Consider the following 23,923-nt stretch of genomic DNA (forward strand, 5'->3'; position numbering starts at 1 on the left):
CGCGGTGATGTCGGGCACCCGCGCAGCTGTGCAGCGCCTTGATCGGCAGCATCGCGAAGGAAAACAGGGGGGGGCGAAAAGGTGGCGGCCCCGCCGGCTGACCTCGGCGCCCGCGTCGATCGATACCGTTGCTGCCTTCCGGCCCTGGCGGGATTTTCGACCTAGCGTCGCGAGGGGCCGACGGGGCCACCATAGAGACGTTCCGGCTGCTGGGCGATCAGGGATCAGCCGGCCGCAGGCGGAAGGTGCGCCGCAGGAACAGGTCCGGCAGTGCAGTCGCGCATTCTAGCGCATGCGCGGCATGCAGTGCCAGACGCGGAGGCTGAATCCTGTGTAGCCCGATGCGGCACGGAACGGCCAATGTGCGGGCGGGTTGCTAAAATGCGCTGCACAGGAGGAACGGCCTCCCCCATTTCGGGAATCACTGACCAGGACGGCCTGGCCCCCATCAAGGAGGGCCGCATGGCCTGGATCTATCTGTTGGCAGCCGGTGTACTGGAAATTGTCTGGGCGTTCTCGATGAAGCAGTCCGAGGGGTTCAGCAAGCTCACCCCCTCGATCATCACCCTCGTCACCATGATTGCCAGCTTCTGGCTGCTGTCGTTGGCGATGCGCACGTTGCCGCTGGGCACCGCGTACACGATCTGGACCGGCATCGGCGCGGTCGGTGCGTTCGTGATCGGCATTACCTTCCTCGGCGAGCAGGTCAGCGCGATGCGGATTGCCGCAGCGGTGTTGATCGTGAGCGGGTTGGTGTTGATGAAGTTGTCGAGCAGCTGAGGCGCTAAAAGCGAAGGCTGCGGCTTCAAGGGTAGAGCCACGCCACGCGTGGCTGGCGCACTGCTGACCCGATCAAATCACTGGCGCCGCTCAGTGCGGCGCCAGTTCGAGCGACGGATTCACTGCATTCGGCTTCGGATGCAGGCTGGCCGCTTCATTGGGATTGCTGGGTGCATCCATGCACCCAGCCCTTCCGCGCTTGCGCGCTCCAGGGCCAGCCGTTCGGCTGTCCGGATTCGCTCCGGGCGAATCCGTCGAACCCGTTGGGGTTCTCGTCCCCCATGCTGTCCGTCGCACAAATAAAAAGGCCGCCCCTGAGGGCGGCCTTTTTATTTGTGTGGCGGAGAGAGGGGGATTCGAACCCCCGAAGCGCGGTTTAGACGCTTACACACTTTCCAGGCGTGCTCCTTCAACCGCTCGGACACCTCTCCGGACCTGCTGCGATAACCCGCTGCAGGGGCGCAGATTCTAGCGGGGGAATTGGATTCGCACAAGCGGTTCGTCACGAAGGGCAGGGGGGCTGGACAGGCGTGGCACAATGGTCGTCCCGATGAAGACGGTGGCCTGATGTCCTATCTCGTCCTTGCCCGCAAGTGGCGTCCGAAGCGTTTTGCCGAGCTGGTGGGCCAGGAACACGTGGTCCGTGCGCTCAGCAATGCGCTGGACAGCGGCCGGGTGCACCATGCGTTCCTGTTTACCGGCACCCGCGGGGTCGGCAAGACCACCATTGCCCGTATTTTCGCCAAGTCGCTGAACTGCGAGCAGGGCACCAGCGCTGATCCGTGCGGTCAGTGCCCGGCCTGCCTGGATATCGACTCCGGCCGTTACATCGATCTGCTCGAGATCGATGCTGCGTCCAATACCGGTGTGGATGATGTCCGCGAGGTGATCGAGAACGCCCAGTACATGCCCTCCCGCGGCAAGTACAAGGTCTACCTGATCGACGAAGTGCACATGCTGTCCAAGGCGGCGTTCAATGCGCTGCTCAAGACGCTGGAAGAGCCACCGGAGCATGTGAAGTTCCTCCTGGCCACCACCGATCCGCAGAAGCTGCCGGTGACGGTGCTTTCGCGCTGCCTGCAGTTCAACCTGAAGCGGTTGGACGAGGACCAGATCCAGGGCCAGATGACCAAGATCCTGGCCGCCGAGGAGATCGAGTCCGACCCGACCGCGATCGTGCAGTTGGCCAAGGCCGCCGATGGCAGCCTGCGTGACGGCCTGTCGCTGCTGGATCAGGCGATCGCCTATGCCGGCGGTGCGCTGCGCGAGGATGTGGTGCGCGCGATGCTGGGCACGGTCGACCGCACCCAGGTCGCCGCGATGCTGGATGCGCTGGCCGATGGCGATGGTCCGCGCCTGCTGCAGACCGTGGCGCTGCTGGCCGAGTTCTCGCCGGACTGGAGCGGGGTGCTCGACGCCCTGGCCGAGGCCCTGCACCGGATCCAGGTGCAGCAGCTGGTGCCGGGTGCGGCGACGGCGGGCGAGGGGATCGATGCCGAGGCCTTCGCCCAGCGCCTGCGCCCGGAAGTGGTGCAGCTCTGGTACCAGATGGCCCTGGGCGGCCGCCGTGACCTGCACCTGGCCCCAAGCCCGCGCGCCGGGTTCGAGATGGCCGTGCTGCGCATGCTGGCGTTCCGTCCCGCCGCCGCCGTACCGCCGGTGCCCCGCGATCCGGGCACCGGGACCGACGTGAACAGCGGTGGCCAGGCCAGCGGCCAAGGCACCGGCCAAGGCACCGGCATGGCCGCTGCGGCAGCGACCGCGGCTGCTGCTTCGGCCGTTGCGCCGGCCAAGGCCAGTGCCCCCGTCGCTCAGCCAGCCCCCGTGGCGCCCGTGGTTGCTACGGTCTCCGCAGCGCCTGAGCCCGCACCGCCGGCACCGAAAAAATCCGCCCCGGCGCCGGCCCCGGCCGCCGCCGAGCCGGTGAAACCGGCCAAGCCCGCCGTCGCAGCGCCCGCTGCCGACGACGATCTGCCGCCGTGGCACCACGAGAGCGATGCGGCCGATCGCGACGAAGCGCTGGCGGCCGAAATGGCCACCCCGGATGCGGCCATGGTCGCCCCGTGGGAAGCGCCGCCCGAGCGTGTCGTGGCACTTGCTGCCCCCGCACCTGCCCCGCAAGCGCCCGCTCCGGTAGCCCGCCCGCAGGGCATCTCCATCGCACCATCGGAAGCGAACGCTGCGCCCGCAGGCGAGACAGGTGACCTGACCGCCGATGCCTGGCTGGAACTGGTGGCCGGCAGCCAGCTCAATGGCCCGTCCAAGCAGCTGGCCGCGCACTCGGCGTTCATCAGCTATCAGCACGGTGTCTTGAAACTGGCGATTTCGCCCGGATTTGAGTACTTGAGTTCGGACCGCTCGCAGGCGGCGCTGATCGCGGCGTTGACCGGCCCCTTGGGGCAGGCCCCGCGCCTGGTGATCGATACCGGTGCAGCCGGTGCCGAGACCCTGCATCAGCGCGCTGACCGTCAGCGTGGCGAACGCCAAACGGCGGCGGAAGCCGCTTTCATGGCCGATCCTTCGGTGCAGTTGCTGGTCCAGCAACACGGTGCCCGGGTCGTCGCCGATTCCATTCGTCCTTTTGAAGAGTAAAGACCCATGCGCGGCAATATCGCCCAACTGATGCAGCAGGCCCAGAAGATGCAGGAAAACCTGCAGAAGGCCCAGGAAGACCTCGCCAAGCTGGAAGTGACCGGCAGCGCCGGCGGCGGCATGGTCAGCGTGACCCTGACCGGCACCAAGGAATGCCGCAAGGTGCGTATCGATCCGTCGGTGCTGTCCGATGCGGAAATGACCGAAGATCTGGTGGCCGCCGCGTTCAACGATGCCTCCAACAAGATCGACGCCGAGTCGAAGAACCGCATGGGTTCGGCGACCGCCGGCATGCAGCTGCCCCCGGGCATGAAGCTGCCGTTCTGACCCACCGCCTGCGCCGGGCCCGTGCCTGGCGCGACCGTGGTGACCGCGCCGCGAAGCCTCCGGGCTTCGCGCGCTTGTTTCTGAGATGAGCGATCCGCCATGAGCCTGCCCCTGCTCGAACAATTGATCGAGGCCTTCCGCGTGTTGCCGGGCGTGGGCCAGAAGACCGCCCAGCGCATGGCGTACCACGTGCTGGAGCGCGAGCGCGAGGGCGGTCAGAAGCTGGCCGAGGTGCTGGCCAAGGCGATCGAGCGGATCGGGCATTGCGAACAGTGCCGGGATTTCAGCGAGACCGAGATCTGCGCGGTCTGCGCCAACGGCAGCCGCGAGCGCCAGCAGTTGTGTGCGGTGGAATCACCGGCCGATCGCCTGGCGATCGAAACGGCCACCGGCTTCCGCGGGGTGTACTTCGTGCTGCAGGGGCGGCTGTCGCCACTGGACGGCATTGGCCCGCGCGAGCTGGGCCTGGATCAGCTGGAGGCGCGCCTGAAGCAGGGTGAGGTCAACGAGTTGATCATCGCCACCAGTGCCACCGTGGAAGGCGAAGCGACCGCACATTACCTGGCGCAGATGGCGCGCAGCTACAAGGTGCGGCCCAGCCGCCTCGCGCAGGGTCTGCCGCTGGGTGGCGAACTGGAATACGTGGATCGCGGCACGCTGTCGCACGCCTTCGGCACGCGTACCGAAGTGCAGGAATGACGCTGCGCACCGCGCGGCGATGATCGAAACCGGGGGCGCATCCGCGCTACTCTCCAAGGCCCTGTTCCACGAGGTGCCCTCATGAGCCACGACACCCTGTTCGGCAAGATCATCCGCCGCGAAATTCCGGCCACCATCGTCTACGAAGACGAGGAGGTGCTCGGCTTCAAGGACATCGCCCCGCAGGCGCCGGTGCACGTGTTGTTCATTCCCAAGCACGAGGCGATTCCTACCCTCGACGATGTGCAGCCGGAGCAGGCACACCTGATCGGCAAGCTGGCGATGGCCGCGGCGGACTACGCACGCCGCGAAGGCTTCGCACAGGACGGCTACCGCATCGTCATGAACTGCCGCGAGCACGCCGGGCAGACCGTGTTCCACATCCATCTGCACCTGCTGGCCGGTGCGCCGCTGGGCCACTTCGGCACGGCGAACGGCTGAGCCGGCCGGGCGCAAACAAAAACGCCGCCCGAGGGCGGCGTTTCTGCGTCAGCGTGTTACCACCAGCCCCAGCCGCGGTAGCCCCAACCCGGACCCCAGCCCGGGCCCCACGGGCCGTACGGGTAGGCGGGCACTACATCCACCTGGCGCTGTTCCGGCCACAGATAGATCACGTCGGCGTCCAGCTTCGGCAGGCGGTAGTCGTACTCGCCGATCCGGGTGTTCTCGTAACCGCCGATCTTGCCGATGAAGGTCACATCGCGGCCCGGCTCGAACACCGCCGGATCGTAGAAGCCGGCGCGGCAGGCGATGAAGCGGCCGTCACTGGCGTCGGCCGAGGTGGTGCTCGGGCGGCCACTGCCGTTGAGCGGGCGCGAAATCATCTGGAAGCAGGTCTGGCCCTGGCCCGGATTGGTTTCGATGATGCGACCACCCCAACGTACCGGGGTGCCCACCTGCTGGGTGGGAACCGCGTCGCGCGGGCTGACCATACTGAACTGCCCCTGCAGCGGCTTGGGCGCGGTGGCGCAGGCAGCCAGTACCAGAGAGGCAGCAAGGGGAAGCAGGATTTGAATCTTCATGGGGATGCTCCGGAGGTCGGGCGATGCCTGCGCAGGTCGCGCAATAATGAAGTGAGGTCGACGTCAGCGCCAGCGTAGCGCGCCTGGACGAAACGCTCGCTGAGCGACAACAACGCCGGGTCGGGGCGGTGCTGATGTACCCGGCGGGCCCATGCGCTGGCGGGTTCGGCGCCAGCACGGGACAAGCCATAGCGGGCATACCGGCGTCCCATCCGATGCCAGGCCCGCAGCAGCGGGTCGCGCTCGCGTTCGCCCCGGGCCAGCAGCCATGCCATCCAGCCTAGCGCGGCCAGCGCGAAGGCGATGAAAATGCCGACCAGTTGGCTCGGATCCAGCCGCACGAAACCAAACGGTTTAAGAAGCTGTTGCTGGCGGTTGGCATCGAAGGACAGGATCAGGTCGTTCCAGCCCCGGCGCAGCCAGTCGCCCATCTGCCCGATCTGCAACCATCGGCTGTTGAGCGTGGCCCCGGCATCGCCCGCCGCCAGCCGGTCTTCGATGGTGTCGTAGATGCGTTCGGGGGCGACGGCCGCCGTCGGGTCGACCCGCACCCAGCCGCGCCCGGGCAGCCAGACCTCGGCCCAGGCGTGGGCGTCCATCCGGCGCAGCACCCAATAATCGCCATAGGGGTTGCGGATGCCGCCGGCAAAGCCGGTCACGACCCGCGCGGGGATGCCGGCGTTGCGCATCAGCACCACGAACGAGGAGCTGAAGTGCTGGCAGAAACCGGCCTGCTGATCGAACAGGAATTCGTCCACGCCGTCGCGCCCGGGCTCGGGCGTGTCCAGGGTGTAGACGAAACGTGCGCGCACCCAGGCGAGCGCGCGCTGCACGATCGCGGCATCGTTGCTGCCGGCGTCCTGTCGCCACTGCCGGGCCAGCACGGCGGTGCGTGGATTCAAGCCGTCCGGCAACTGCAGGGCCAGGCGCCGCTCGTATGGCGTCAGCGGGTCGATATAGGTCAGCGCCGGGGCCGATTGCAGGCGCCACCGGGTCATTGCGTTCAATGCCGTGCGGCTGCGCAGGCTGTGGTTGGCATCCAGATCACTGCCGGGCGGTGCCTGCAGTGGCAGGTCCAGCGCGACCAGTTGGCGGCGGTCGGTGGGTTCGTAGTCGATCTGGTACTCCCACTGCGTACTGGCGTGGGTGACGGCGGCGGGCGGGCGCTCGAGTTGGCGCTTGTCCTGTTCCCAGCGATGGCCATCGAAATGGGTCAGTACCGGCCCGCGCCAGTAGCGCTGCTGGGGGTCCGGAATGGCGCCGAAGAACTGCACGCGCAGCGCCGGGGTGTCATCGGCCATCAGGTCCAGCCACTCCCCGGGCTCCATCGTGTCCGACAGCCCCGGCTTGCCGACCGCGCGGTCCGGAATGCCCCACAGCGGTTCGCTCAACCGCGGGAACAGCCAGAAGCCGGCCAACGCCAATGGCAATCCGAGCAGCACCAGGCGACCGATACCGCGCAGGTGGCGCTTGAGCGGTGCCGGTGGCGCTTGGCCCTCCAGGTGCGCCAGCCGTTGCAGGGCAAGCAGTGCGACCAAGCCGGCCAGCACTGCCAGCGCCATCGTCGTGGGCCCCTGGTCGAGCAGGAAGGCGGCGAACGGGGCAAACAGCGCAAAGCCGACCAGGCTGCGTGCATCGCGCAGGCTGCGCAGCTCGCTGGACTTGAGCGCGAGCATCGCCGCGAGCAGCGCGCAGCCGGTGTCACGCCCCGGCCGCGGCCCCATCTGCCAATAGATGGCGGCCAACATCGCGAGCACCAGCAGCAGGCGAAGTGCCCCGGGCAGCAGGCGTTGCCGCGAGGCCAGTGCGGTCAGCACCGCCACGCCGGCGAAGATCGTGGCCAGCAGGAAGGGCAGCTGCAGCAGCAACGGAACCAGGCACAGCGCGGCACTGCCCAGGGTCCAGTAGCGGGCACCGGTGCCCAGCGGGGAAACGGGGGCGTCAGTCATGCGGCATCAGCGCCAGGGCGCGCTGGCAGAGATGGTGGTGGGCGCTGCCATTGCCGGGGCCGAGCACGGGTTGCCCGGGCAGGGTCAGTGTGTAGCGGCGCCCCTCGCGTTCGGCCAGATCCACCCAGTGTGCCAACCGCGCGATGCGCGCTTCGGCCGGCAGCGGTGACAGCTGGCGCCAGTCCAGCACGATCTCCACGCCGACCGGTTTCTCATACTCGCGCACCAGCAGCGTGTCGCGCCGCGCGGAGTGCTTCCACGCAATGCTGCGGGTGGGATCACCAGCGCGATACGGACGCAGCTGATGCAGCTCATCGCCACTGGCATGTACGCGGGTGTGCAGCGGGTCGCCACCACTTTCCGGCAGCGCCGGCGCGTGGGGTTCCGGTGCGGCGTACACCAGCAACGGCGTTTCCGGCCACACCCATGACCATGCGCGCACCAGGCCCAGCGGCTGCGTGGTGGCGATGCGGATCCGCTCCAGATCGAACCAGCCGCGTTGGTGCGTGGGCAGGTCCAGGTCCACTTCGATCTGATCGCTGTCCACCAGGTGGCCGAAGGCCGCCACGCCGCTGTGTTCCACCTGCAGCCCGCGACGGGCGCGGGTGTCGTTGCGCGAAAGGCTGATGCGCAGGCGCAGGGGGGCACCGGCCGTCACCGGCTCGGCGGACACCGCGTCCACCTGCAGCGCGGAGAGCTGCAGATGTGCGCTGATCGCGCTGGCGATGCTGACCGTCGCCAGCAGCAGGGCCAGCAGCAGGGCCGGGTTGTTGTTGTAGTTCAGTGCGCCCAGCAGCATTGCCGACAGCAGCACCGCGATGAACAGGCCAAACCGCGTGGGCAGCACATAGATGCGGCGCCGATCGAACCGGCGCGGCAGCTGCTCGGGGTGGCGTGGTCGCGCCAGGTGTTGCAGTTGCTGCCAGCGGGCTCCCCAGCCGCGGCGCATCTCAGTCGACCTGCACGGTCTGGAGGATGGCGCGCGCCAGCGCCGGGCCGTTGGAGGCTTCGGCCTCCGGCACCAGGCGATGTCCGGCCACCGCGACGAACAGGGTCTGCACATCTTCGGGCACCACATGCGCGCGGCCCAGCAGCAGGGCATGTGCCTTCGCCGCGCGCAGCAGGGCCAGCCCGGCGCGTGGTGAGAGGCCGACGCGCACGCCGGCATGCTGGCGGCTGCGGGCCAGCAGTGCCTGCACGTAGGTGATCAGGGCTTCGCTGGCATGCACCTGGCCAACGGCCTGGCGCAGCGTGCGTACCTCCACCTCGCTCAACCGCGCGGTGGCCTGTGCGATCAGGTGGCGACGATCGGTGCCGCGCAGCAGCTCGCGCTCCGATTCCGGATTGGGGTAGCCCAGCGCCAGCCGCAGCAGGAAGCGGTCCAGCTGCGAGTCCGGCAGCGGGAACGTGCCCGACAGGTCGACCGGGTTCTGGGTGGCGATGACGAAGAAGGGGTCGGGCAACGGATGGGTCACGCCATCGAGGGTGACCTGCTGTTCGGCCATCGCTTCCAGCAACGCGCTCTGGGTGCGCGGCGGCGCGCGGTTGATCTCATCGGCCAGTAGTACGTGGGTGAAGACCGGGCCGGGATGGAACTGGAACTGGCGGCTGCCCGCGTCGTAGACCGAGACGCCGAGCACATCGGCCGGCAGCAGATCGGAGGTGAACTGCACGCGCTGGAAGCCCAGCCCGAGGCTGGAGGCCATGGCGTGGGCGAGGGTGGTCTTGCCCAGGCCGGGCAGATCTTCGATCAGCAGGTGGCCGCCGGAGAGCAGCGCCACGAAGGCCAACCGCACCTCCTGCGCCTTGCCCAGCACCAACCCGTTGACCTGATCCTGGGCGGCGCGAAGGGACTGTCGCAGTACATCGGTTAGCATGGCTGGCACGGGGGGCGAATGATCCATGTCCGTCTCGATTCGATGATTCCACTGATTCTATAGAGCAATGCAGGGCGAACAACGCGCACGCACCATATTCCTGTTGTTGTGGACGCTGGTCACCGCCGTCAAATTGGTGGTGGCCGCTCGTCTGCCCTTGTTCGTGGACGAAGCGTTCTACTGGCAGGAAGGCCAGCATCTGGCGGCGGCCTATTCCGATCTGCCCGGGCTGACTGCCTGGCTGGCCCGCCTGGGCGTGGAGATCGGTGGCAATCACGTGCTGGGGCTGCGCCTGCCGTTCCTGGCGATCGGTGCATGGCTGCCCTGGCTGGTCTCACGCATTGCCACGCGCTGGTTCGGCGCGGTGGCGGGGTGGCAGGCGGGCAGCCTGACGTTGCTGATGCCGCTGTCGGCCACGCTGGGCATGCTGGCCGTGCCGGATGTGCCGATGGCCCTGGCCGCGGTGCTGTGCCTGGATGCCGGCGCGCGCCTGCTGCGCAGTGTCGATGCGGCGGCGGCGGTGAAGCTGGCCGCCGGTCTGTCGATCGGCGCGCTCAGCCATTACCGCTTCATCGGCGTCATCGTGGTCGGCTTCATCGCGCTGCTGGTGCTGCCGCAGGGCCGGCGCATGCTGCGCGATCCGCGCGTGTGGGTCGCCCTGGCCGTGGGCGTGGTGGCATGGTTGCCGCTGTTGTCGTGGAACGCCGACAACCATGATGCGGGGCTGAAATTCCAGGTGGTCGAGCGCCATCCGTGGGCGTTCGAATGGAGCGGGCTGTGGTTCCTGGTGATCCAGCCGATGCTGGTCACCCCGATCCTGTGCATCGCGATGTGGAAGGTGGCCCTGGCCGGCACCCGCTCCGGCGGCGGTGCGCGTGCGCAGTGGCGCTACTTCGGCCTGATCGGTGCGGTGTCGACCCTGTCGATCTTCGCCCTGGGCTTTTTCACCGATGTGGAGCGCATCAGTTTCCATTGGCCGCTGCCCGGCTATCTCGCACTGCTGATCGCGGTGCCGGTGGTCCTCAACGGGTGGCCGCGCTGGCTGCGCCGCACCGGCTGGTGGTTGGCCGGTACCGGTCTGGCGCTGGCCTTCGGCTACTACCTGATGGCCTCCATGCCGATGGCGCGCGAGCAGTTGGCCGGCTACAAGTACTACCCGCGCAACTTTGCGGGCTGGCAGCCGTTGGCCGGCGCCGTGCGCGACGAACTCACGACCATGCCGCCCGGCACGCGCGTGCTTGCCGGCAATTTCAAGGTGGGCGCGGAGCTGGGCTTCCAGTTGGATGACGCGTCGATCGAGGTGCTGCCGCATCCCTTGAACGACAAGCATGGCCGCAGTGCGCAGCTGGGTCTGTGGCATCTGCTGCACGACGGCAAGCGCGAGACGCCGATGCTGCTGGTACTCGCGCCCAGCGATCAGCGCTATCGCGATCTGCTCGCGCGCTATCACGCGATCTGCGAGCAGGTGGGGCCGCTGCCGCCGCCACGCGTGGTCAGCAACGATCATGGCTACCAGCGCTTCCTGCTGTTCAAGCTGCCTGCCGAACGTGCCGATGGGCCGTGCGTGACGCCGGCGATGGCCTGGCTGGATGCGCCGCAGTCCGGGGCAACCGTGGGCGACACCCTCGACGTGCATGGCTGGGCGTTCAAGGACGGCGTGGGCATCGAGCGGGTCGCGCTGCTCATCGATGGCAAGCCGGTGGGGGACGCGGCCTACGGGCGCGCCTTCGACATCACCGCGGCCTGGAAGATCTCCACCGATCCGCAGCACCCCCATGTCGCCTTCGATGCCACGCTGGACACCCGCCACCTTGCCCCGGGCCGTCATTGGCTCGGGATGACGCTGCACGGCAAGGACGGCAGCGTGGAGCAGTGGCAGGAACAGGCCTTCGTCGTTCCCGCGCGCTGAGGCTCAGGGCAGGGTGTAGCCGGCCTGCCGCAGCAGCTGGCTCAGCGCGATCAGCGGCAGCCCGATCAGCGCGGTCGGATCGCGGTTCTCGATCGCGTTAAACAGCGTGATGCCCAGGCCTTCGCACTTGAAGCTGCCGGCGCAGTCCAGCGGCTGCTCGGCGGCCACGTAGCGTTCGATGTCCGCCGCCCCCAGGGCGCGGAAGTGGACGCGGGTCAGATCACAGGCCTCCAGGACCTCGCCGTCGCGCACCAGGCTCACCGCCGTGTGGAAGTCCACCACCTGCCCGGACATCGCCGCCAGCTGGGCATGGGCGCCCTCGACCGTGCCCGGCTTGCCCAGCGGGGCCCCGTTCAGTTCCGCCACCTGGTCCGAGCCGATCACCCACTGGCCCGGGTGCAGGCGGGCAACCGCCTCGGCCTTGGCCCGCGCCAGCCGCACGGCCACGGCCCGTGGGGCCTCACCGGGGACGGGGGTCTCATCCACCTCGGGGCGGGCCGTTTGCAGGGGCAGGCCGAGCCGCTCCAGCAGGTCACGGCGGTAGCGCGAGGTGGAGGCAAGCAGCAGTGGGGTCATGCGACAATACCGGGCACGGAAGGCCGGCAGTCTGGGCCCTTCGGGCGGGGATCGGCAACCTGACTGCGCAGGCATTTGACAGCAGCCCGGACGATCCTTAACATTCAGCGGCTTATGTCCGCAAACGTGCCCGAAATGCTGGATGCTTGGCGGATGGTCGCAGCACGCAGGTGCTTCGACGGCCAGGTGGATCTAGCGGAATTGACCCGCCTCCAGGGCCTTGTCGCCGATACCGAAGGAACGTGCACCTATGCACTGGAATTCGCGCACGATGACATCCTGCAGGTATCCTATGTTGAACTGTCCATCGACACCGCGCTGCCGCTGATCTGTCAGCGCAGCCTGCAGCGTTTCCTGTTGCCGGTTTCGATGGTGCAGCGGCTCGGTCTGATCCGCAGCGAAGAGGAAGAGTCCTCGCTGCCGGAAGGCTGGGAACCGTGGCTGGTGCCGGAAGACGGCATGCTGCGACCGCTGGAACTGGTCGAGGACGAACTCGTCCTGGCCGTGCCCGTCGTGCCGCTGTCTCCCGATGGTGAGGCCGTGGACAAGGACTGGGCACCGACCGAAGAAGAAATCAGCAAGGCCAATCCGTTCGCGGCGTTGGCGGCACTGAAAAAACAATAGCAGCCGGATTGTCGTCGGCGGCTGCGGCGAAAGCGAAAACTGTGCTGGGCGCTGGCGTCCTGCGCGACGATACGACGAAGCAAAACGAACCGAGTTTGGAGCAATCCCATGGCTGTGCAGAAATCCCGTGTCACCCCGTCCCGCCGCGGTATGCGCCGTGCGCATGACGCCCTGAGCGCCAAGCAGCTGTCCACCGATCCGACCACCGGTGAAGTGCATCTGCGTCACCACATCACCGCTGACGGTTTCTACCGTGGCAAGAAGGTGATCACGACCAAGTCGAACTCGGCCGTCGAAGAAGATTGATTTGTGAAGGCCGCTGCCCGGTCGGGCAGCGGCCTTTACCCCATTCTTCCCGATCGTCACGTTTGGCGATCGAGCTACAGGACATGCAATGAGCAAGCGGATCTACTCGAGGATCGCGGGCACCGGTAGTTATTTGCCCGAAAAAGTGTTGACCAACCAGGATCTGGAGAAAATGGTCGACACCAGCGATGAGTGGATTCAATCGCGCACTGGTATCCGCGAACGGCACATTGCGGCCGAGAACGAGACCACCAGCGACCTCGGCTACCACGCCGCGGTACGTGCGCTTGAAGCGGCCGGTATCGACGCTTCGCAGCTCGACATGATCGTGGTGGGTACCACCACGCCTGACCTGATTTTCCCGTCCACCGCGTGCCTGATCCAGGCCAAGCTCGGTGCGACCGGCTGCCCCGCCTTCGACGTCAACGCCGCCTGTTCGGGCTTCGTGTTCGCGTTGAGCGTGGCCGACAAATTCATTCGTTCCGGTGATGCACGCCATGTGCTGGTCATCGGTGCGGAAACGCTGACCCGTATCGTCGACTGGACCGAGCGCACCACCTGCGTGCTGTTCGGCGATGGCGCGGGCGCCGTCGTGCTCAAGGCCGACGAAGAAACCGGCATCCTCAGCACCCACCTGCATTCCGATGGCAGCAAGAAAGAGCTGCTGTGGAACCCGGTGGGCGTCTCGGCCGGCTTCGGCGAGGGCGATGCGGCCCGCGGCGCGATCCTGATGAAGGGCAACGACGTGTTCAAGTACGCCGTCAAGGCGCTGGACTCTGTCGTCGATGAAACCCTGGAAGCCAACGCGCTGACCAAGGACGACCTGGATTGGCTGATCCCGCACCAGGCCAACCTGCGCATCATCGAAGCCACCGCCAAGCGCCTGGAGATGTCCATGGACCAGGTGGTGGTGACGGTCGACAAGCACGGCAACACCTCCTCGGCCTCGGTGCCGATGGCGCTGGACCACGCGGTCCGCTCCGGCCGTGTGGAGCGCGGCCAGCTGCTGCTGCTGGAAGCCTTCGGCGGCGGCTTCACGTGGGGTTCTGCTCTGCTGCGCTATTGATAGTGTCAGTTACGACAACGTGACGCTGTCGTTACGGCCCCATTACGGGGCCGTATGCATTTCAGGAGAACTGCCATGGTTGAGCCCATCGTCATCGAGGGCCAACGCGCCTGGCTGAAGCAGTACGGGGAAGGAAGCCGGGTGGTCGCACTGGGCCTGCTGAACTTCATCGCCCGCCGCTTCCAGCTCGATGCTCTGCGCCCACCGCCGCACCGGGGTGGCGATGCCGCCCGCGAAACCGAAGCCCGCCGCCTGTCCGAACTGCAGGCCCAGGGTGTCAACGTCCCCAGCGTGATCGGCAGCGGTCATGCCGCCCTTGTGCTGGGCGACAACGGCTCCTCGTTCAATACCTGCCTGCGCCAAGCCGACGATGCCGGCCGCGACCGCCTGGTGTCCGCGGCCATGAACGCCATTGCCCAGGCGCACCAGAAGGGCGCCTATTTCGGCCAGCCGCTCCCGCGCAACCTCACCTGGGACGGCAATGCCATCGGCTTCATCGACTTCGAAGAAGACCCCCTTGAAGTCATGGACCTCGCCCAGGCCCAGGCCCGCGACTGGCTGATGTTCGGCTACGGCGTGGCCAAGTACTACGAAGACCGTCCCCAGCAGCTCCAGGCCCTCATGGCCCAGGCCATGGACGGCGCGGAAGCCCCGGTCCTCGCCCACGCCCATGACGTCACCGGACGCCTCCAGGGCCTGGCCCGCGCCAGCCTGAAGATGGGCCGCTCCGCGCGCGCGCTGGCCCATTCGATCCTGATCGTGCATGGCGCCACCACGCTGGGCGTGCTGATGGTCGTCGCGATCTGCTTCGATTTCTTCACCGATGGCGACCTGGACATCCTCCAGCTGTTCACCTGAGCACAGGCCCCACATACGCGGCAGTACAGACGAAGGGCGACGTTCCCCTTTATCATTCGCCGTTCGATTTTTGCAGGCGGATGATCGCGTGACCGATACCAATCTCGCATTCGTGTTCCCGGGCCAGGGCTCGCAGTCGCTGGGCATGCTGGCTGAACTGGCCGAGCTGCACCCGCAGATCCGCGAGGCCTTCATCGAAGCCTCCGACGGCGCCGGTGTCGACCTGTGGGCGCTGTCGCAGGGCGGTCCCGAGGAAATGCTCAACCGCACCGAATACACCCAGCCGGCCCTGCTGGCCGCCAGCATCGGCGTGTGGCGTGCCTGGAACGCCGTTGGCGGCGTCCAGCCGGCCGTCCTGGCCGGCCACAGCCTCGGCGAATACACCGCCCTGGTGGCCGCCGGCGCGCTGACCCTGCGTGACGGCGCGCACCTGGTGCGCCTGCGCGGCCAGCTGATGCAGGAAGCCGCCCCGACCGGCGTCGGCGCCATGGCCGCCGTTCTCGGCGCCGAAGACGCGCTGGTCGTGGAGGTCTGCGAGCAGGCCGCCGGCAGCCAGGTCGTCGTGCCTGCCAATTACAACTCGCCCGGCCAGATCGTCATCGGTGGCGACGCGGCTGCCGTGGATCGTGCGCTGGCGCTGCTCGCCGAGAAGGGCGTCCGCAAGGCCGTCAAGCTGGCTGTCAGCGTGCCCTCGCATACCCCGCTGATGCGCGAAGCCGCCAACCGCCTAGCCGAAACCATGGCCGGCCTGGACTGGCGCGCCCCGGCTCTGCCGGTGGTGCAGAACGTGGATGCCCGCGTGCATGACGGCGTGGACGCCATCCGCCAGGCGCTGGTGCAGCAGTTGTACCTGCCCGTGCAGTGGACCGGCTGCGTGCAGGCGCTTGCCGCCCGTGGCGTCACCCGCGTGGCCGAATGCGGCCCGGGCAAGGTGCTGAGCGGATTGATCAAGCGCATCGACAAATCGCTGGACGCGCGCACACTGTCCACGCCCGCCGATTTCGAGACGGCCCGCGAGACCTGGGCCGCCTGATGTCTTCCGATCGCGCCCGTGCTGGAATGGCTTCGCGCCAGACCGGCCGGACCGGTCCCGTTTGAGGAACTGAGATGAGCAAGCCCCTTCAGGGTGAAATCGCACTGGTCACCGGCGCCAGCCGGGGTATCGGTGCCGCGATCGCCGATGCACTGGCCGCGCAGGGCGCGACCGTCATCGGCACCGCCACCACCGACGCCGGTGCCGCCGCCATTGGCGAGCGCCTGGCCGCCGTGGGTGGCCACGGCCGCGCGCTGAACGTCACCGACGCTGCTTCGCTGGAGGCCGTGCTGGATGGGATCGCCAAGGAATTCGGCGCCATCAGCATCCTGGTCAACAACGCCGGCATCACCCGCGACAACCTGTTGCTGCGGATGAAGGAAGAAGACTGGCAGGCGATCCTGGACACCAACCTGACCAGCGTCTTCCGCACCTCCAAGGCCGTCCTGCGCGGCATGATGAAGGCGCGCAAGGGCCGCATCATCAACATCGCCTCGGTGATCGGCGTGACCGGCAATGCCGGCCAGGCCAACTACGCCGCGGCCAAGGCCGGCATCATTGCCTTCTCCAAGTCGCTGGCCAAGGAAATCGGCTCGCGCGGGATCACCGTCAATGTGGTCGCGCCGGGCTTCATCGATACCGACATGACCAAGGCACTGCCGGAAGAGCAGCGCACCGGCCTGGTCAAGTCGATCGCCCTGGAGCGGCTCGGCGAGCCGTCCGATATCGCCAACGCGGTGGCGTTCCTGGCCGGTCCTTCGGCCAGCTACATCACCGGCGAAACCCTCCATGTGAACGGCGGCATGTACATGCCGTAAGCATGTGGCGCAAGGATTGCGCCGCAAGTGGTTGATCCGTTTGATGTTTTGCTGCAATGCAAGGTGTCGCTGGTTTCCACTACACTATCCCACGGTCATCCCTCACCGGATGGCGTCATTTTTGAACCACTACTCCATCTGGAGCGATATCCAATGAGCACCATCGAAGAACGCGTCAAGAAAATCGTCGTCGAACAGCTTGGCGTCAAGGAAGAGGAAGTCACCAACAGCGCATCGTTCGTCGATGACCTGGGCGCTGACTCGCTGGACACCGTTGAACTGGTGATGGCGCTGGAAGAAGAGTTCGAGTGCGAAATCCCGGACGAAGAAGCCGAAAAGATCAGCACCGTGCAGGCTGCGATCGACTACATCAACGCCCACGTCAAGGCTTGATGTCAGGCGGCTCGCGCGCGGCCGTGGCGATCGCTGCGACCGCGTGCGGCAAACCCATGGGGCCGCGCTTGCGGCCCTGTGCTTTTGAGCGTTACACCGCGTGATACCCGCAACACCCGGGTCAGGAGAATCTGCAATGAAGCGTCGCGTCGTCGTTACCGGCATGGGCATGGTCTCGCCATTGGGCAATGATATGGCCAGCAGTTGGAAGGGCATCACCGAAGGCCGTTCCGGCATCGGTCCGCTGACCAACGTTTCGCAGTCCTACCTGGACCGTTTCACCACCAAGATCGCAGGTGAGGTCAGGGACTTCGACATCACCGCCGACAACGAACAGTTCGGCACATTCCGGGTCACTGGCAAGGATGCCAAGAAGATGGACCCGTTCATTCATTACGGCCTCGGTGCCGCCTTCATGGCTTTGAACGATTCGGGCCTGGAAATCACCGATGGCAATGCCGAGCGCATCGGCGCCATCGTCGGCGCGGGCATCGGCGGCCTGCTGGGCATCGAAGAGCAGACCATCGATTTCCACGAGGGCAAGAAGATCTCGCCCTTCTACGTGCCCAAGACCATCATCAACATGCTCCCGGGCCAGCTGAGCATCATCACCGGCCTGAAGGGTCCGTCGTTCTCGGCGGTCTCTGCCTGCGCGACCTCGAACCACTCGATCGGCACCGCGATGCGCATGATCCAGTACGGCGATGCGGACGTGATGGTGGTTGGTGGTGCCGAGCGCGGCTCTTCGCCGACCGCCCTGGGCGGCTTCTGCGCGATGAAGGCGATGAGCACCCGCAACGATGCGCCGGCGGAAGCCTCGCGCCCGTGGGACAAGGAACGCGACGGCTTCGTGCTCGGCGACGGTGCCGGCATCCTGATCCTGGAAGAGTACGAACACGCCAAGGCGCGCGGCGCACGCATCTATGCCGAGCTTGCCGGTTTCGGCGCCAGCTCGGATGCGTACCACATGACCGCCCCGAGCGAGAACGGCGAAGGCGCGGCGCGCTGCATGACCATGGCGTTGAAGGACGCCGGCGTGACCCCGGACCAGGTCGGTTACCTCAACGCGCACGGCACCTCCACGCCGCTGGGCGACCTGGGCGAAACCATGGCCATGAAGACCGCCTTCGGCGACCACGCCTACAAGATGATGGTCAGCTCCACCAAGTCGATGACCGGCCATCTGCTCGGCGCGGCCGGCGGCGTGGAAGCGATCTTCTCGGTGCTGGCGCTGCGCGACAACATCATCCCGCCGACCATCAACCTGCATGAAGCGGGCGAGGGCTGCGACCTGGATTACGTGCCCAACACCGCACGCGAGGCCAAGGTCGATGTGGTGATGTCCAACGGCTTCGGCTTCGGCGGCACCAACGGCACGCTGGTGTTCAAGCGCGTCTGACCGCCCGTTCCGTGTATCCCCACCCGGGCCGCCATCATGGCGGCCTTGGTGTATCTGGCCCCCGCGCACGCTGCGCGCCCTTCCGGTGTCCTGTCATGTTCCAGACGCTTCCGCTGCCCGCCACCACCGACCTGCTGGCCCTGCAGCGCCTGGACCCGCAACGCTACCCGCTGCTGATGGAGTCCACCGCCTCGGGCACCGCGCAGGGCCGCTGGGATCTGCTGCTGATGGGCAACGGGGAATCCCTTGCACTGCAGGCCGACGGCGTGGTGCGCGATGCCGAGGGCGTCGCGCATGACGGCCGCTTCCTTGACGTGTTGGATGCGCACTGGGCCGCGCTGCGGCTGCCGCGCGAAGAAACCACGTTGCCGTTCCGCGGTGGCTGGGCACTGATGCTGGATTACGAGCTGGCTGGCCAGATCGAAGACGTGCTGTCCTTGCCGGCGCGCGCCGATGGACTGCCGTCCGCGCTGGCGCTGCGCTGTCCGGCGGCGGTGCTGCACGACCGTGTGCTGGGCCAGTTCCATGCCGTCTGCGAGACCGGCCAGGCCACGCTGCTGCAGACGCTGCAGGATGACCTCGCGGCAGCCTCGACGTTGGCCCCGCTCCCAGCGTGGCAGCCACCGGTCGCGATCGGCGAGGACGCGCCACAGCGCTTCACCGACGGCGTCGGCAAGGTGATCGATTACCTGCGCGCGGGCGACGTGTTCCAGGTGAACCTCTCGCGGCGCTGGAACGCGCAGTTCGCCGAGGCGCTCTCGCCGCAGGCGCTGTACGCGCAGCTGCGCGTGGCCAACCCCGCGCCGTTCGCCGGGCTGTTCATGGCGCAGGGCAGGGCGGTGGTCAGCTCCTCGCCCGAGCGGTTGGTCTCGGTGCACGGCGATGACGTGCAGACCCGCCCGATCGCCGGCACCCGCCCGCGCTTCGCCGGCGATGACGATGCCGCGCGCATCCAGGAGCTGGTCGGCCATCCCAAGGAACGCGCCGAGCACGTGATGCTGATCGATCTGGAGCGCAACGACCTCGGCCGCATCTGCGCCCCGGGCAGCGTGGAGGTGGATGAGCTGATGACCGTGGAGAGCTACGCCCACGTGCACCACATCGTCAGCAACGTGCGTGGCCGCCTGCGCGAAGACGTCAGCCCCGGCCAGGTGATCGCCGCGACCTTCCCCGGCGGCACCATCACCGGCTGCCCCAAGGTGCGCTGCATGCAGATCATCGCCGAGCTGGAGCAGACCGCGCGCGGCGCCTACACCGGCGCGTTCGGCTGGCTGAACCGCGATGGCGATCTGGACCTGAACATCCTGATCCGCACCGCCGAAGTGGCCGGCGACACCGCCAGCTTCCGCACCGGGGCCGGGATCGTGGTCGATTCGGTGGCTGAAAAGGAACTGGACGAAACCCGCGCCAAGGCCCGTGGCCTGCTGCGTGCGCTGGGCAGCGATGCCTGAGCCGTTTGGCGGTGTGCAGCACCCGCGCGGTATGCTGCGCGGCGAAGAAATGGATTCGAGGTGAGCATGGCGGGTGCGAAACGGGGATGTCTGGCCGTACTGGCCGTGTTGCTGGTGCTGGCCCTGCTGGTTGCGGCCGCAGGGGCATGGTTCTGGCATCGCCAGGGCGCCTTTGCCGATGCACCGGTCACCCCCAGCGCGGAGAGCGTGGTGATCGCCTCCGGTGATGGCTTCAGCACCGTGCTCGGCAAGCTGCGCCAGGCGGGCGTGGACGAAGGCAGCGACACCCAATGGCAGCTGCTGGCACGCCAGCTCGATGCAGCGGGCAAGCTCAAGGTCGGTGAATACGCGCTTGATCCTGCACTGACCCCGCGCGAGCTGCTGACCCGCATGCGCCAGGGCCGCGTCCTGCAGCACCGCGTCACCATCGTGGAAGGCTGGAACATCCGTCAGCTGCGCGCTGCGCTCAAGCGCGCCGATCCGCTGGTGCATACCACCGACGAACTGGACGATGCCGCGCTGATGAAGGCGGTCGGCTTCCCCGGCGAACACCCGGAAGGCCGCTTCCTGCCCGAGACCTACGTCTACCAGCGTGGCGACAGCGATATCGACGTGCTCAAGCGCGCGCATGCCGCGATGGAAAAAGAACTGACCGCCGCGTGGGACAGCCGCGTGGACGACCTGCCGTTGAACTCGCCGTATGAGCTGCTGATCCTCGCTTCGATCATCGAGAAGGAAACCGCGCTGCCCAGCGAGCGGCCGCAGATCGCCGGCGTGTTCATGCGCCGCCTGAAGATCGGCATGCGCCTGCAGACCGACCCCACCGTGATCTACGGCATCGGCAGCAGCTACGACGGCAACATCCGCAAGCGCGACCTCACCACCGATACGCCGTACAACACGTACACGCGCGCCGGGCTGACCCCGACCCCGATCGCCATGCCCGGGCGTGATGCGCTGCATGCCGCCGCGCAGCCGGCGAAGGGCGATGCGCTGTACTTCGTGGCCGTGGGCGACGGTAGTGGCGCGCACATCTTCTCGGCCAACTACACCGACCACAACGCCGCCGTTGCCCGCTACCTGCAGCAACTGCGCAGCAAACGCACCAACGAGGCCGCACCCCAATGAGTCCCGCGCTGCACCGGCACCCGCATTTCGTCAGCCTGGAAGGGGGCGAGGGTGCCGGCAAGACCACCGCCATCAACGCGATCCGCGAGGCCCTGCAGGCGCGTGGGCATGAGGTGGTGCTGACCCGCGAACCAGGCGGCACCGCCCTGGCCGAGCGCATCCGCGCGCTGGTGCTCAAGCCGGATGCGGAGATCGCCGCCGAGCCGCTCTCGGCCGAGGCCGAGCTGCTGCTGGTGTTCGCCGCCCGCGCCCAGCACGTGCGCCAGGTGATCGCCCCGGCGCTGCAGCGCGGCGCCTATGTGCTGTGCGATCGCTTCACCGATTCCAGCTACGCCTACCAGGGCGGTGGCCGCGGCCTGGACCCGGCGTGGATCGCCGATCTGGAGCGCCGCGCCGTCGGCCTGCTGCCCGGCCTGACCCTGCTGCTGGACGTGGACGTGGCGGTCGGCCGGGCGCGCGCCAACGGCCGCGACCTGTGGCCGGACCGCATCGAAAGCGAGCACGACGATTTCTTCCAGCGGGTACGCGCGGTGTTCCGCCAGCGTGCCAGCGAAGACCCCGCCCGTTACCGCCTGATCGACGCCAGCCAGGACCAGGCCGGCGTCGCCGGCGCGGTGGTGGCGGCCGTTGAGGCATGGTTGGCACAGGAGCCGGAACGTGGCTGAACCCTTTTCCCCCTGGCAGCAGCGCGCCTATGACCAGACCGTCGCCGCGCTCGATGCCGGTCGCCTCGGCCATGGCCTGCTGTTCTGCGGCCCGGCCGGCCTGGGCAAGCTGGGCGTCGCGCTGCGGCTGGCCGAGCACGTGCTGGGGCAGGGTGAGCCTGCCGCGGCCAAGCGCAGCGCCCAGCTGCTGGCCGCCGGCACCCACCCGGACCTGCAGCGGATCTCGTTCATCCCCAACAAATCCGGCGACAAGCTGCGCACCGAGATCGTGATCGAGCAGATCCGCGAGGTCTCGCAGAAGCTCTCGCTCACCCCGCAGTACGGCGTGGCCCAGGTGGTGATCGTCGATCCCGCCGACGCCATCAACCGCGCCGCCTGCAACGCCCTGCTCAAGACCCTGGAAGAGCCGCAGCCCGGCCGCTACCTGTGGCTGATCAGCGCCGACCCCGCGCGCCTGCCGGCCACCATCCGCAGCCGCTGCCAGCGTCTGGAGTTCAAGCTGCCGCCGCGCGAGGAAGCCCTCGCCTGGCTGCAGACCCTGGGCCACAGCGAAGCCAGCGCCCGCGAAGCCCTGGACGCCGCCCGCGGCCACCCCGGCCTGGCCGACCAGTGGCTGCGCGAGGATGGCCTGGCTCTGCGCCGCCAAGTCGCCACCGACCTGGAGGCCCTCGTCGCCGGCCGCTCCGGCGCGGTTGAGCTGGCCCAGCGCTGGACCGCCGACGACAACGCCGCCCTGCGCCTGCGCCACGCCGCCGATCTCGCCCTGGCCCAGGCCACCGGCGGTGGCTTGACCGATCCCGATCGATTGCACAAGCTGGCCGCCTGGTTCGATGCGGCCAACCGCACCCGCGACCTGCTGCGCACCACGGTGCGCGCCGATCTTGCGGTGGTTGAGCTGCTGCTGGCCTGGGGAAAGGTCAACGAACGGCACGCCAAGGGGAATAGAGCATGAGCGCCACCAACGCCCGACAGGGCATCCTGTCCCTTGCCGTCAAGGACAAGGCCGCGCTGTACAGCGCCTACATGCCGTTCGTGAAGAACGGCGGCATCTTCGTGCCCACGCCCAAGCGCTACTTCCTGGGCGATGAGGTGTTCCTGCTGCTCACCCTGCCGGACTCCAGCGAGCGCCTGCCGGTGGCCGGCAAAGTGATCTGGGTGACCCCGGCCGGGGCCCAGGGCAACCGCGCGGCAGGCATCGGCGTACAGCTGGCCGACGGCGCGGAAGGGGAGACTGTCCGCCACCGGATCGAGACGCTGCTGGCCGGCATCCTGACCGCGGACAAGCCCACGCACACGATGTGAAGAAATTTCGGCGAAACCGTTGACGTCAAAATTTGCCGCCCTATAATGAGCGGCTCAGCAGCATCGGGCGGTTAGCTCAGCGGTAGAGCATTGCCTTCACACGGCAAGGGTCACAAGTTCGAACCTTGTACCGCCCACCAAATAAGCCCTTGATTTTTTGGGGTTAACGTCAAAGCCGGCCTTGAGCCGGCTTTTTCGTAAGTGCAGAGTAAGTGCAAGGAGGTCGTATGGGCTCCAACAAGCAGTTCACTCGCCGCCAGATGAAGATGGGGCTCTACAAGCTAACCCTTGCCCGCTCGGACTTCTTCGCCAGCCGAAAGGCTTGCGCGTACATGGTCAAGCACGTCACTGGGTTCGATCACCCTCTTTACTATCATCTGTACGCTTCCTCCGTAGTTTCTTACGCGAAGCCCTTCGTAAACTCGGCTATCGGCGTCCTTCCAAGCCGATGGGCGAAGTTCGAACACAGATGGATGACCGACGTCCATAATGACGTGATAAGGGCGCGCCACGAGGTTATCGCGCACAACGATCAGAACGCCCGCAAGTTGACGATAGTGCCCCCCGGGGCCACGCCAGACGACATTGTTCCTGTGTCGCGAATTGGAATCGCATTAAAACTGGAGACCTACTACATCAGCGGCGGCTTATTCTCGTCTCTTGGTCAGGTCTGTGATCACCAAATCGATCGCCTCAACGAAGCAATCGATGATGCGCTTGATGCACTCTATGAAGGCCAAGAGCTTCCATCGGCACCTTTCGAGCTGACACTAGACGATGAGCTTTAGGCCCAATCCTTTCACTTCTCGTCGTGCGTTGAGCGATGCCTGGAGTGCGCTGCTGCTGGTGGTCCCCGCCGTCTTGCTGTTATTACCCATGACATTCACGCTGGTCTGCCGATGATGACGCTTAGCCCCGAGCCGGTCCTTGATCTTTCAGCTAAAACGCCTTGTACGCTTGACGGTGCCGCGATACTCGCGGCGCTGTGCGACATATCGAATGAGGGCGAATACGGGCCAGCGCCTCTTGGAAGATACAACAGGTCCGTCGGCAGGTTGTTGGGAAGAGTGGAGCGATATGCGCGCAATTTGCGCCCGCATCTCAGACACACACTAGTCGCCTCGACCCCTAATTCTGAGACGATTAGCT

Annotated in this window: 25 protein-coding genes, 2 tRNA genes and 1 other RNA gene; 21 read left to right on the plus strand and 7 right to left on the minus strand. The window is 67.1% G+C overall.

The genetic code is table 11. The features are described 5' to 3' along the window. Nucleotides 1-87: 87 nt before the first annotated feature. An RNA gene (ffs, locus tag ABE463_RS13275) (signal recognition particle sRNA small type) lies at nucleotides 88-184 on the minus strand. 278 nt (nucleotides 185-462) lie between these two features. Between ffs and ABE463_RS13280 the strand changes: the two genes are divergently transcribed. Then, nucleotides 463-780: a multidrug efflux SMR transporter gene (locus ABE463_RS13280; protein WP_123728503.1), complete on the plus strand. Its 318-nt coding sequence runs from the start codon at nucleotides 463-465 to the stop codon at nucleotides 778-780. Nucleotides 781-1,118: 338 nt separating this feature from the next. On the opposite strand, the gene ABE463_RS13285 is transcribed toward ABE463_RS13280, so the two are convergent. Beyond that, nucleotides 1,119-1,211 (minus strand) — tRNA-Ser (locus ABE463_RS13285). A 136-nt stretch (nucleotides 1,212-1,347) separates the two neighbouring features. On the opposite strand from ABE463_RS13285, the gene dnaX reads away from it, so the two are divergent. The 4 genes from dnaX (at nucleotide 1,348) to ABE463_RS13305 (ending at nucleotide 4,839) form a co-directional block, all read left to right on the plus strand. Continuing rightward, complete coding sequence (dnaX, locus tag ABE463_RS13290) at nucleotides 1,348-3,372, plus strand: DNA polymerase III subunit gamma/tau (RefSeq protein WP_346468489.1); 2,025 nt, start codon at nucleotides 1,348-1,350, stop codon at nucleotides 3,370-3,372. Nucleotides 3,373-3,378: 6 nt separating this feature from the next. Beyond that, nucleotides 3,379-3,699, plus strand: a complete 321-nt coding sequence (locus ABE463_RS13295; RefSeq protein WP_019185335.1) for a YbaB/EbfC family nucleoid-associated protein — start codon at nucleotides 3,379-3,381, stop codon at nucleotides 3,697-3,699. A 99-nt stretch (nucleotides 3,700-3,798) separates the two neighbouring features. Then, entirely contained in the window at nucleotides 3,799-4,398 is a 600-nt protein-coding gene (gene recR, locus ABE463_RS13300; protein ID WP_259261179.1) for a recombination mediator RecR, read from the plus strand. Between the two features lie 81 nt (nucleotides 4,399-4,479). Continuing rightward, nucleotides 4,480-4,839, plus strand: coding sequence for a histidine triad nucleotide-binding protein (locus ABE463_RS13305; RefSeq protein WP_259261180.1), 360 nt, complete (start codon nucleotides 4,480-4,482; stop codon nucleotides 4,837-4,839). Nucleotides 4,840-4,895: 56 nt separating this feature from the next. On the opposite strand, the gene ABE463_RS13310 is transcribed toward ABE463_RS13305, so the two are convergent. Genes ABE463_RS13310 through ABE463_RS13325 form a run of 4 tightly spaced genes read right to left on the minus strand, consistent with a single transcriptional unit; the run spans nucleotide 4,896 to nucleotide 9,273 of the window. Further along, nucleotides 4,896-5,420 (minus strand): Slp family lipoprotein, encoded by a 525-nt coding sequence (locus tag ABE463_RS13310; RefSeq protein ID WP_346468490.1) that lies wholly within the window; start codon nucleotides 5,418-5,420, stop codon nucleotides 4,896-4,898. Further along, nucleotides 5,417-7,369: a DUF3488 and transglutaminase-like domain-containing protein gene (locus ABE463_RS13315; RefSeq protein WP_346468491.1), complete on the minus strand. Its 1,953-nt coding sequence runs from the start codon at nucleotides 7,367-7,369 to the stop codon at nucleotides 5,417-5,419. Before ABE463_RS13315 ends, ABE463_RS13310 begins: the two co-directional genes overlap by 4 nt. Then, complete coding sequence (locus tag ABE463_RS13320) at nucleotides 7,362-8,318, minus strand: DUF58 domain-containing protein (RefSeq protein WP_346468492.1); 957 nt, start codon at nucleotides 8,316-8,318, stop codon at nucleotides 7,362-7,364. The genes ABE463_RS13315 and ABE463_RS13320 overlap by 8 nt, the downstream gene beginning before the upstream one ends. 1 nt (nucleotide 8,319) lies before the next feature. Next, nucleotides 8,320-9,273 (minus strand): MoxR family ATPase, encoded by a 954-nt coding sequence (locus ABE463_RS13325; RefSeq protein WP_346468493.1) that lies wholly within the window; start codon nucleotides 9,271-9,273, stop codon nucleotides 8,320-8,322. A gap of 40 nt (nucleotides 9,274-9,313) precedes the next feature. Between ABE463_RS13325 and ABE463_RS13330 the strand changes: the two genes are divergently transcribed. Further along, complete coding sequence (locus ABE463_RS13330; RefSeq protein ID WP_346468494.1) at nucleotides 9,314-11,155, plus strand: glycosyltransferase family 39 protein; 1,842 nt, start codon at nucleotides 9,314-9,316, stop codon at nucleotides 11,153-11,155. Nucleotides 11,156-11,158: 3 nt separating this feature from the next. Here the strand turns inward: ABE463_RS13330 and ABE463_RS13335 are convergent, their stop codons facing one another. Continuing rightward, nucleotides 11,159-11,731 (minus strand): Maf family nucleotide pyrophosphatase, encoded by a 573-nt coding sequence (locus tag ABE463_RS13335; protein ID WP_346468495.1) that lies wholly within the window; start codon nucleotides 11,729-11,731, stop codon nucleotides 11,159-11,161. A 114-nt stretch (nucleotides 11,732-11,845) separates the two neighbouring features. Here ABE463_RS13335 and ABE463_RS13340 point away from each other — a divergent pair, with 114 nt between their 5' ends. The 15 genes from ABE463_RS13340 (at nucleotide 11,846) to ABE463_RS13410 (ending at nucleotide 23,562) form a co-directional block, all read left to right on the plus strand. After that, the gene (locus ABE463_RS13340) at nucleotides 11,846-12,355 is read left to right on the plus strand and encodes a YceD family protein (RefSeq protein WP_121043054.1); all 510 of its coding nucleotides are present in this window, start codon (nucleotides 11,846-11,848) and stop codon (nucleotides 12,353-12,355) included. A gap of 108 nt (nucleotides 12,356-12,463) precedes the next feature. Beyond that, on the plus strand, nucleotides 12,464-12,661 hold the full coding sequence (gene rpmF, locus ABE463_RS13345) for a 50S ribosomal protein L32 (protein ID WP_017357626.1): 198 nt from the start codon (nucleotides 12,464-12,466) through the stop codon (nucleotides 12,659-12,661). Nucleotides 12,662-12,749: 88 nt separating this feature from the next. Then, nucleotides 12,750-13,727, plus strand: a complete 978-nt coding sequence (locus ABE463_RS13350; protein ID WP_346468496.1) for a beta-ketoacyl-ACP synthase III — start codon at nucleotides 12,750-12,752, stop codon at nucleotides 13,725-13,727. 75 nt (nucleotides 13,728-13,802) lie between these two features. After that, complete coding sequence (locus ABE463_RS13355) at nucleotides 13,803-14,585, plus strand: serine/threonine protein phosphatase (RefSeq protein ID WP_346468497.1); 783 nt, start codon at nucleotides 13,803-13,805, stop codon at nucleotides 14,583-14,585. A gap of 88 nt (nucleotides 14,586-14,673) precedes the next feature. Continuing rightward, complete coding sequence (fabD, locus tag ABE463_RS13360; RefSeq protein WP_346468498.1) at nucleotides 14,674-15,618, plus strand: ACP S-malonyltransferase; 945 nt, start codon at nucleotides 14,674-14,676, stop codon at nucleotides 15,616-15,618. A 74-nt stretch (nucleotides 15,619-15,692) separates the two neighbouring features. Then, the gene (gene fabG / locus ABE463_RS13365; RefSeq protein WP_123728515.1) at nucleotides 15,693-16,436 is read left to right on the plus strand and encodes a 3-oxoacyl-ACP reductase FabG; all 744 of its coding nucleotides are present in this window, start codon (nucleotides 15,693-15,695) and stop codon (nucleotides 16,434-16,436) included. Nucleotides 16,437-16,589: 153 nt separating this feature from the next. Beyond that, nucleotides 16,590-16,829, plus strand: coding sequence for an acyl carrier protein (acpP, locus tag ABE463_RS13370; RefSeq protein WP_017357544.1), 240 nt, complete (start codon nucleotides 16,590-16,592; stop codon nucleotides 16,827-16,829). A gap of 136 nt (nucleotides 16,830-16,965) precedes the next feature. After that, nucleotides 16,966-18,228: a beta-ketoacyl-ACP synthase II gene (gene fabF, locus ABE463_RS13375; RefSeq protein WP_123728516.1), complete on the plus strand. Its 1,263-nt coding sequence runs from the start codon at nucleotides 16,966-16,968 to the stop codon at nucleotides 18,226-18,228. Between the two features lie 95 nt (nucleotides 18,229-18,323). Further along, nucleotides 18,324-19,679 carry an aminodeoxychorismate synthase component I gene (locus ABE463_RS13380; RefSeq protein ID WP_346468499.1) on the plus strand — a complete coding sequence of 452 codons (1,356 nt, stop codon included), beginning with the start codon at nucleotides 18,324-18,326 and terminating at the stop codon, nucleotides 19,677-19,679. Between the two features lie 66 nt (nucleotides 19,680-19,745). Continuing rightward, the gene (gene mltG / locus ABE463_RS13385; protein ID WP_121043067.1) at nucleotides 19,746-20,807 is read left to right on the plus strand and encodes an endolytic transglycosylase MltG; all 1,062 of its coding nucleotides are present in this window, start codon (nucleotides 19,746-19,748) and stop codon (nucleotides 20,805-20,807) included. Then, complete coding sequence (gene tmk / locus ABE463_RS13390; protein ID WP_346468500.1) at nucleotides 20,804-21,472, plus strand: dTMP kinase; 669 nt, start codon at nucleotides 20,804-20,806, stop codon at nucleotides 21,470-21,472. Before mltG ends, tmk begins: the two co-directional genes overlap by 4 nt. Further along, complete coding sequence (locus tag ABE463_RS13395) at nucleotides 21,465-22,424, plus strand: DNA polymerase III subunit delta' (RefSeq protein ID WP_176990982.1); 960 nt, start codon at nucleotides 21,465-21,467, stop codon at nucleotides 22,422-22,424. Before tmk ends, ABE463_RS13395 begins: the two co-directional genes overlap by 8 nt. Next, nucleotides 22,421-22,774, plus strand: coding sequence for a PilZ domain-containing protein (locus ABE463_RS13400; protein ID WP_088432861.1), 354 nt, complete (start codon nucleotides 22,421-22,423; stop codon nucleotides 22,772-22,774). Before ABE463_RS13395 ends, ABE463_RS13400 begins: the two co-directional genes overlap by 4 nt. Nucleotides 22,775-22,839: 65 nt before the next feature. Beyond that, nucleotides 22,840-22,914, plus strand: a tRNA-Val gene (locus tag ABE463_RS13405). A gap of 87 nt (nucleotides 22,915-23,001) precedes the next feature. Continuing rightward, nucleotides 23,002-23,562, plus strand: a complete 561-nt coding sequence (locus ABE463_RS13410) for a hypothetical protein (RefSeq protein WP_346468502.1) — start codon at nucleotides 23,002-23,004, stop codon at nucleotides 23,560-23,562. Nucleotides 23,563-23,923 lie beyond the last annotated feature (361 nt).

Origin of the sequence: Stenotrophomonas sp. TWI819, assembly GCF_039673075.1 — a bacterium.
In the GTDB taxonomy this organism is placed as follows: Bacteria; Pseudomonadota; Gammaproteobacteria; order Xanthomonadales; family Xanthomonadaceae; genus Stenotrophomonas; species Stenotrophomonas rhizophila_B.

Excerpts from the sequence above, each read along its gene's own strand:
- ABE463_RS13280 (WP_123728503.1), top strand. The coding sequence starts at position 463 with ATGGCCTGGATCTATCTGTTGGCAGCCGGTGTACTGGAAATTGTCTGG.
- dnaX (WP_346468489.1), top strand. The coding sequence starts at position 1,348 with ATGTCCTATCTCGTCCTTGCCCGCAAGTGGCGTCCGAAGCGTTTTGCC.
- ABE463_RS13295 (WP_019185335.1), top strand. The coding sequence starts at position 3,379 with ATGCGCGGCAATATCGCCCAACTGATGCAGCAGGCCCAGAAGATGCAG.
- recR (WP_259261179.1), top strand. The coding sequence starts at position 3,799 with ATGAGCCTGCCCCTGCTCGAACAATTGATCGAGGCCTTCCGCGTGTTG.
- ABE463_RS13305 (WP_259261180.1), top strand. The coding sequence starts at position 4,480 with ATGAGCCACGACACCCTGTTCGGCAAGATCATCCGCCGCGAAATTCCG.
- ABE463_RS13310 (WP_346468490.1), bottom strand. The coding sequence starts at position 5,420 with ATGAAGATTCAAATCCTGCTTCCCCTTGCTGCCTCTCTGGTACTGGCT.
- ABE463_RS13315 (WP_346468491.1), bottom strand. The coding sequence starts at position 7,369 with ATGACTGACGCCCCCGTTTCCCCGCTGGGCACCGGTGCCCGCTACTGG.
- ABE463_RS13320 (WP_346468492.1), bottom strand. The coding sequence starts at position 8,318 with ATGCGCCGCGGCTGGGGAGCCCGCTGGCAGCAACTGCAACACCTGGCG.
- ABE463_RS13325 (WP_346468493.1), bottom strand. The coding sequence starts at position 9,273 with ATGGATCATTCGCCCCCCGTGCCAGCCATGCTAACCGATGTACTGCGA.
- ABE463_RS13330 (WP_346468494.1), top strand. The coding sequence starts at position 9,314 with ATGCAGGGCGAACAACGCGCACGCACCATATTCCTGTTGTTGTGGACG.
- ABE463_RS13335 (WP_346468495.1), bottom strand. The coding sequence starts at position 11,731 with ATGACCCCACTGCTGCTTGCCTCCACCTCGCGCTACCGCCGTGACCTG.
- ABE463_RS13340 (WP_121043054.1), top strand. The coding sequence starts at position 11,846 with ATGTCCGCAAACGTGCCCGAAATGCTGGATGCTTGGCGGATGGTCGCA.
- rpmF (WP_017357626.1), top strand. The coding sequence starts at position 12,464 with ATGGCTGTGCAGAAATCCCGTGTCACCCCGTCCCGCCGCGGTATGCGC.
- ABE463_RS13350 (WP_346468496.1), top strand. The coding sequence starts at position 12,750 with ATGAGCAAGCGGATCTACTCGAGGATCGCGGGCACCGGTAGTTATTTG.
- ABE463_RS13355 (WP_346468497.1), top strand. The coding sequence starts at position 13,803 with ATGGTTGAGCCCATCGTCATCGAGGGCCAACGCGCCTGGCTGAAGCAG.
- fabG (WP_123728515.1), top strand. The coding sequence starts at position 15,693 with ATGAGCAAGCCCCTTCAGGGTGAAATCGCACTGGTCACCGGCGCCAGC.
- acpP (WP_017357544.1), top strand. The coding sequence starts at position 16,590 with ATGAGCACCATCGAAGAACGCGTCAAGAAAATCGTCGTCGAACAGCTT.
- fabF (WP_123728516.1), top strand. The coding sequence starts at position 16,966 with ATGAAGCGTCGCGTCGTCGTTACCGGCATGGGCATGGTCTCGCCATTG.
- ABE463_RS13380 (WP_346468499.1), top strand. The coding sequence starts at position 18,324 with ATGTTCCAGACGCTTCCGCTGCCCGCCACCACCGACCTGCTGGCCCTG.
- mltG (WP_121043067.1), top strand. The coding sequence starts at position 19,746 with ATGGCGGGTGCGAAACGGGGATGTCTGGCCGTACTGGCCGTGTTGCTG.
- tmk (WP_346468500.1), top strand. The coding sequence starts at position 20,804 with ATGAGTCCCGCGCTGCACCGGCACCCGCATTTCGTCAGCCTGGAAGGG.
- ABE463_RS13400 (WP_088432861.1), top strand. The coding sequence starts at position 22,421 with ATGAGCGCCACCAACGCCCGACAGGGCATCCTGTCCCTTGCCGTCAAG.
- ABE463_RS13410 (WP_346468502.1), top strand. The coding sequence starts at position 23,002 with ATGGGCTCCAACAAGCAGTTCACTCGCCGCCAGATGAAGATGGGGCTC.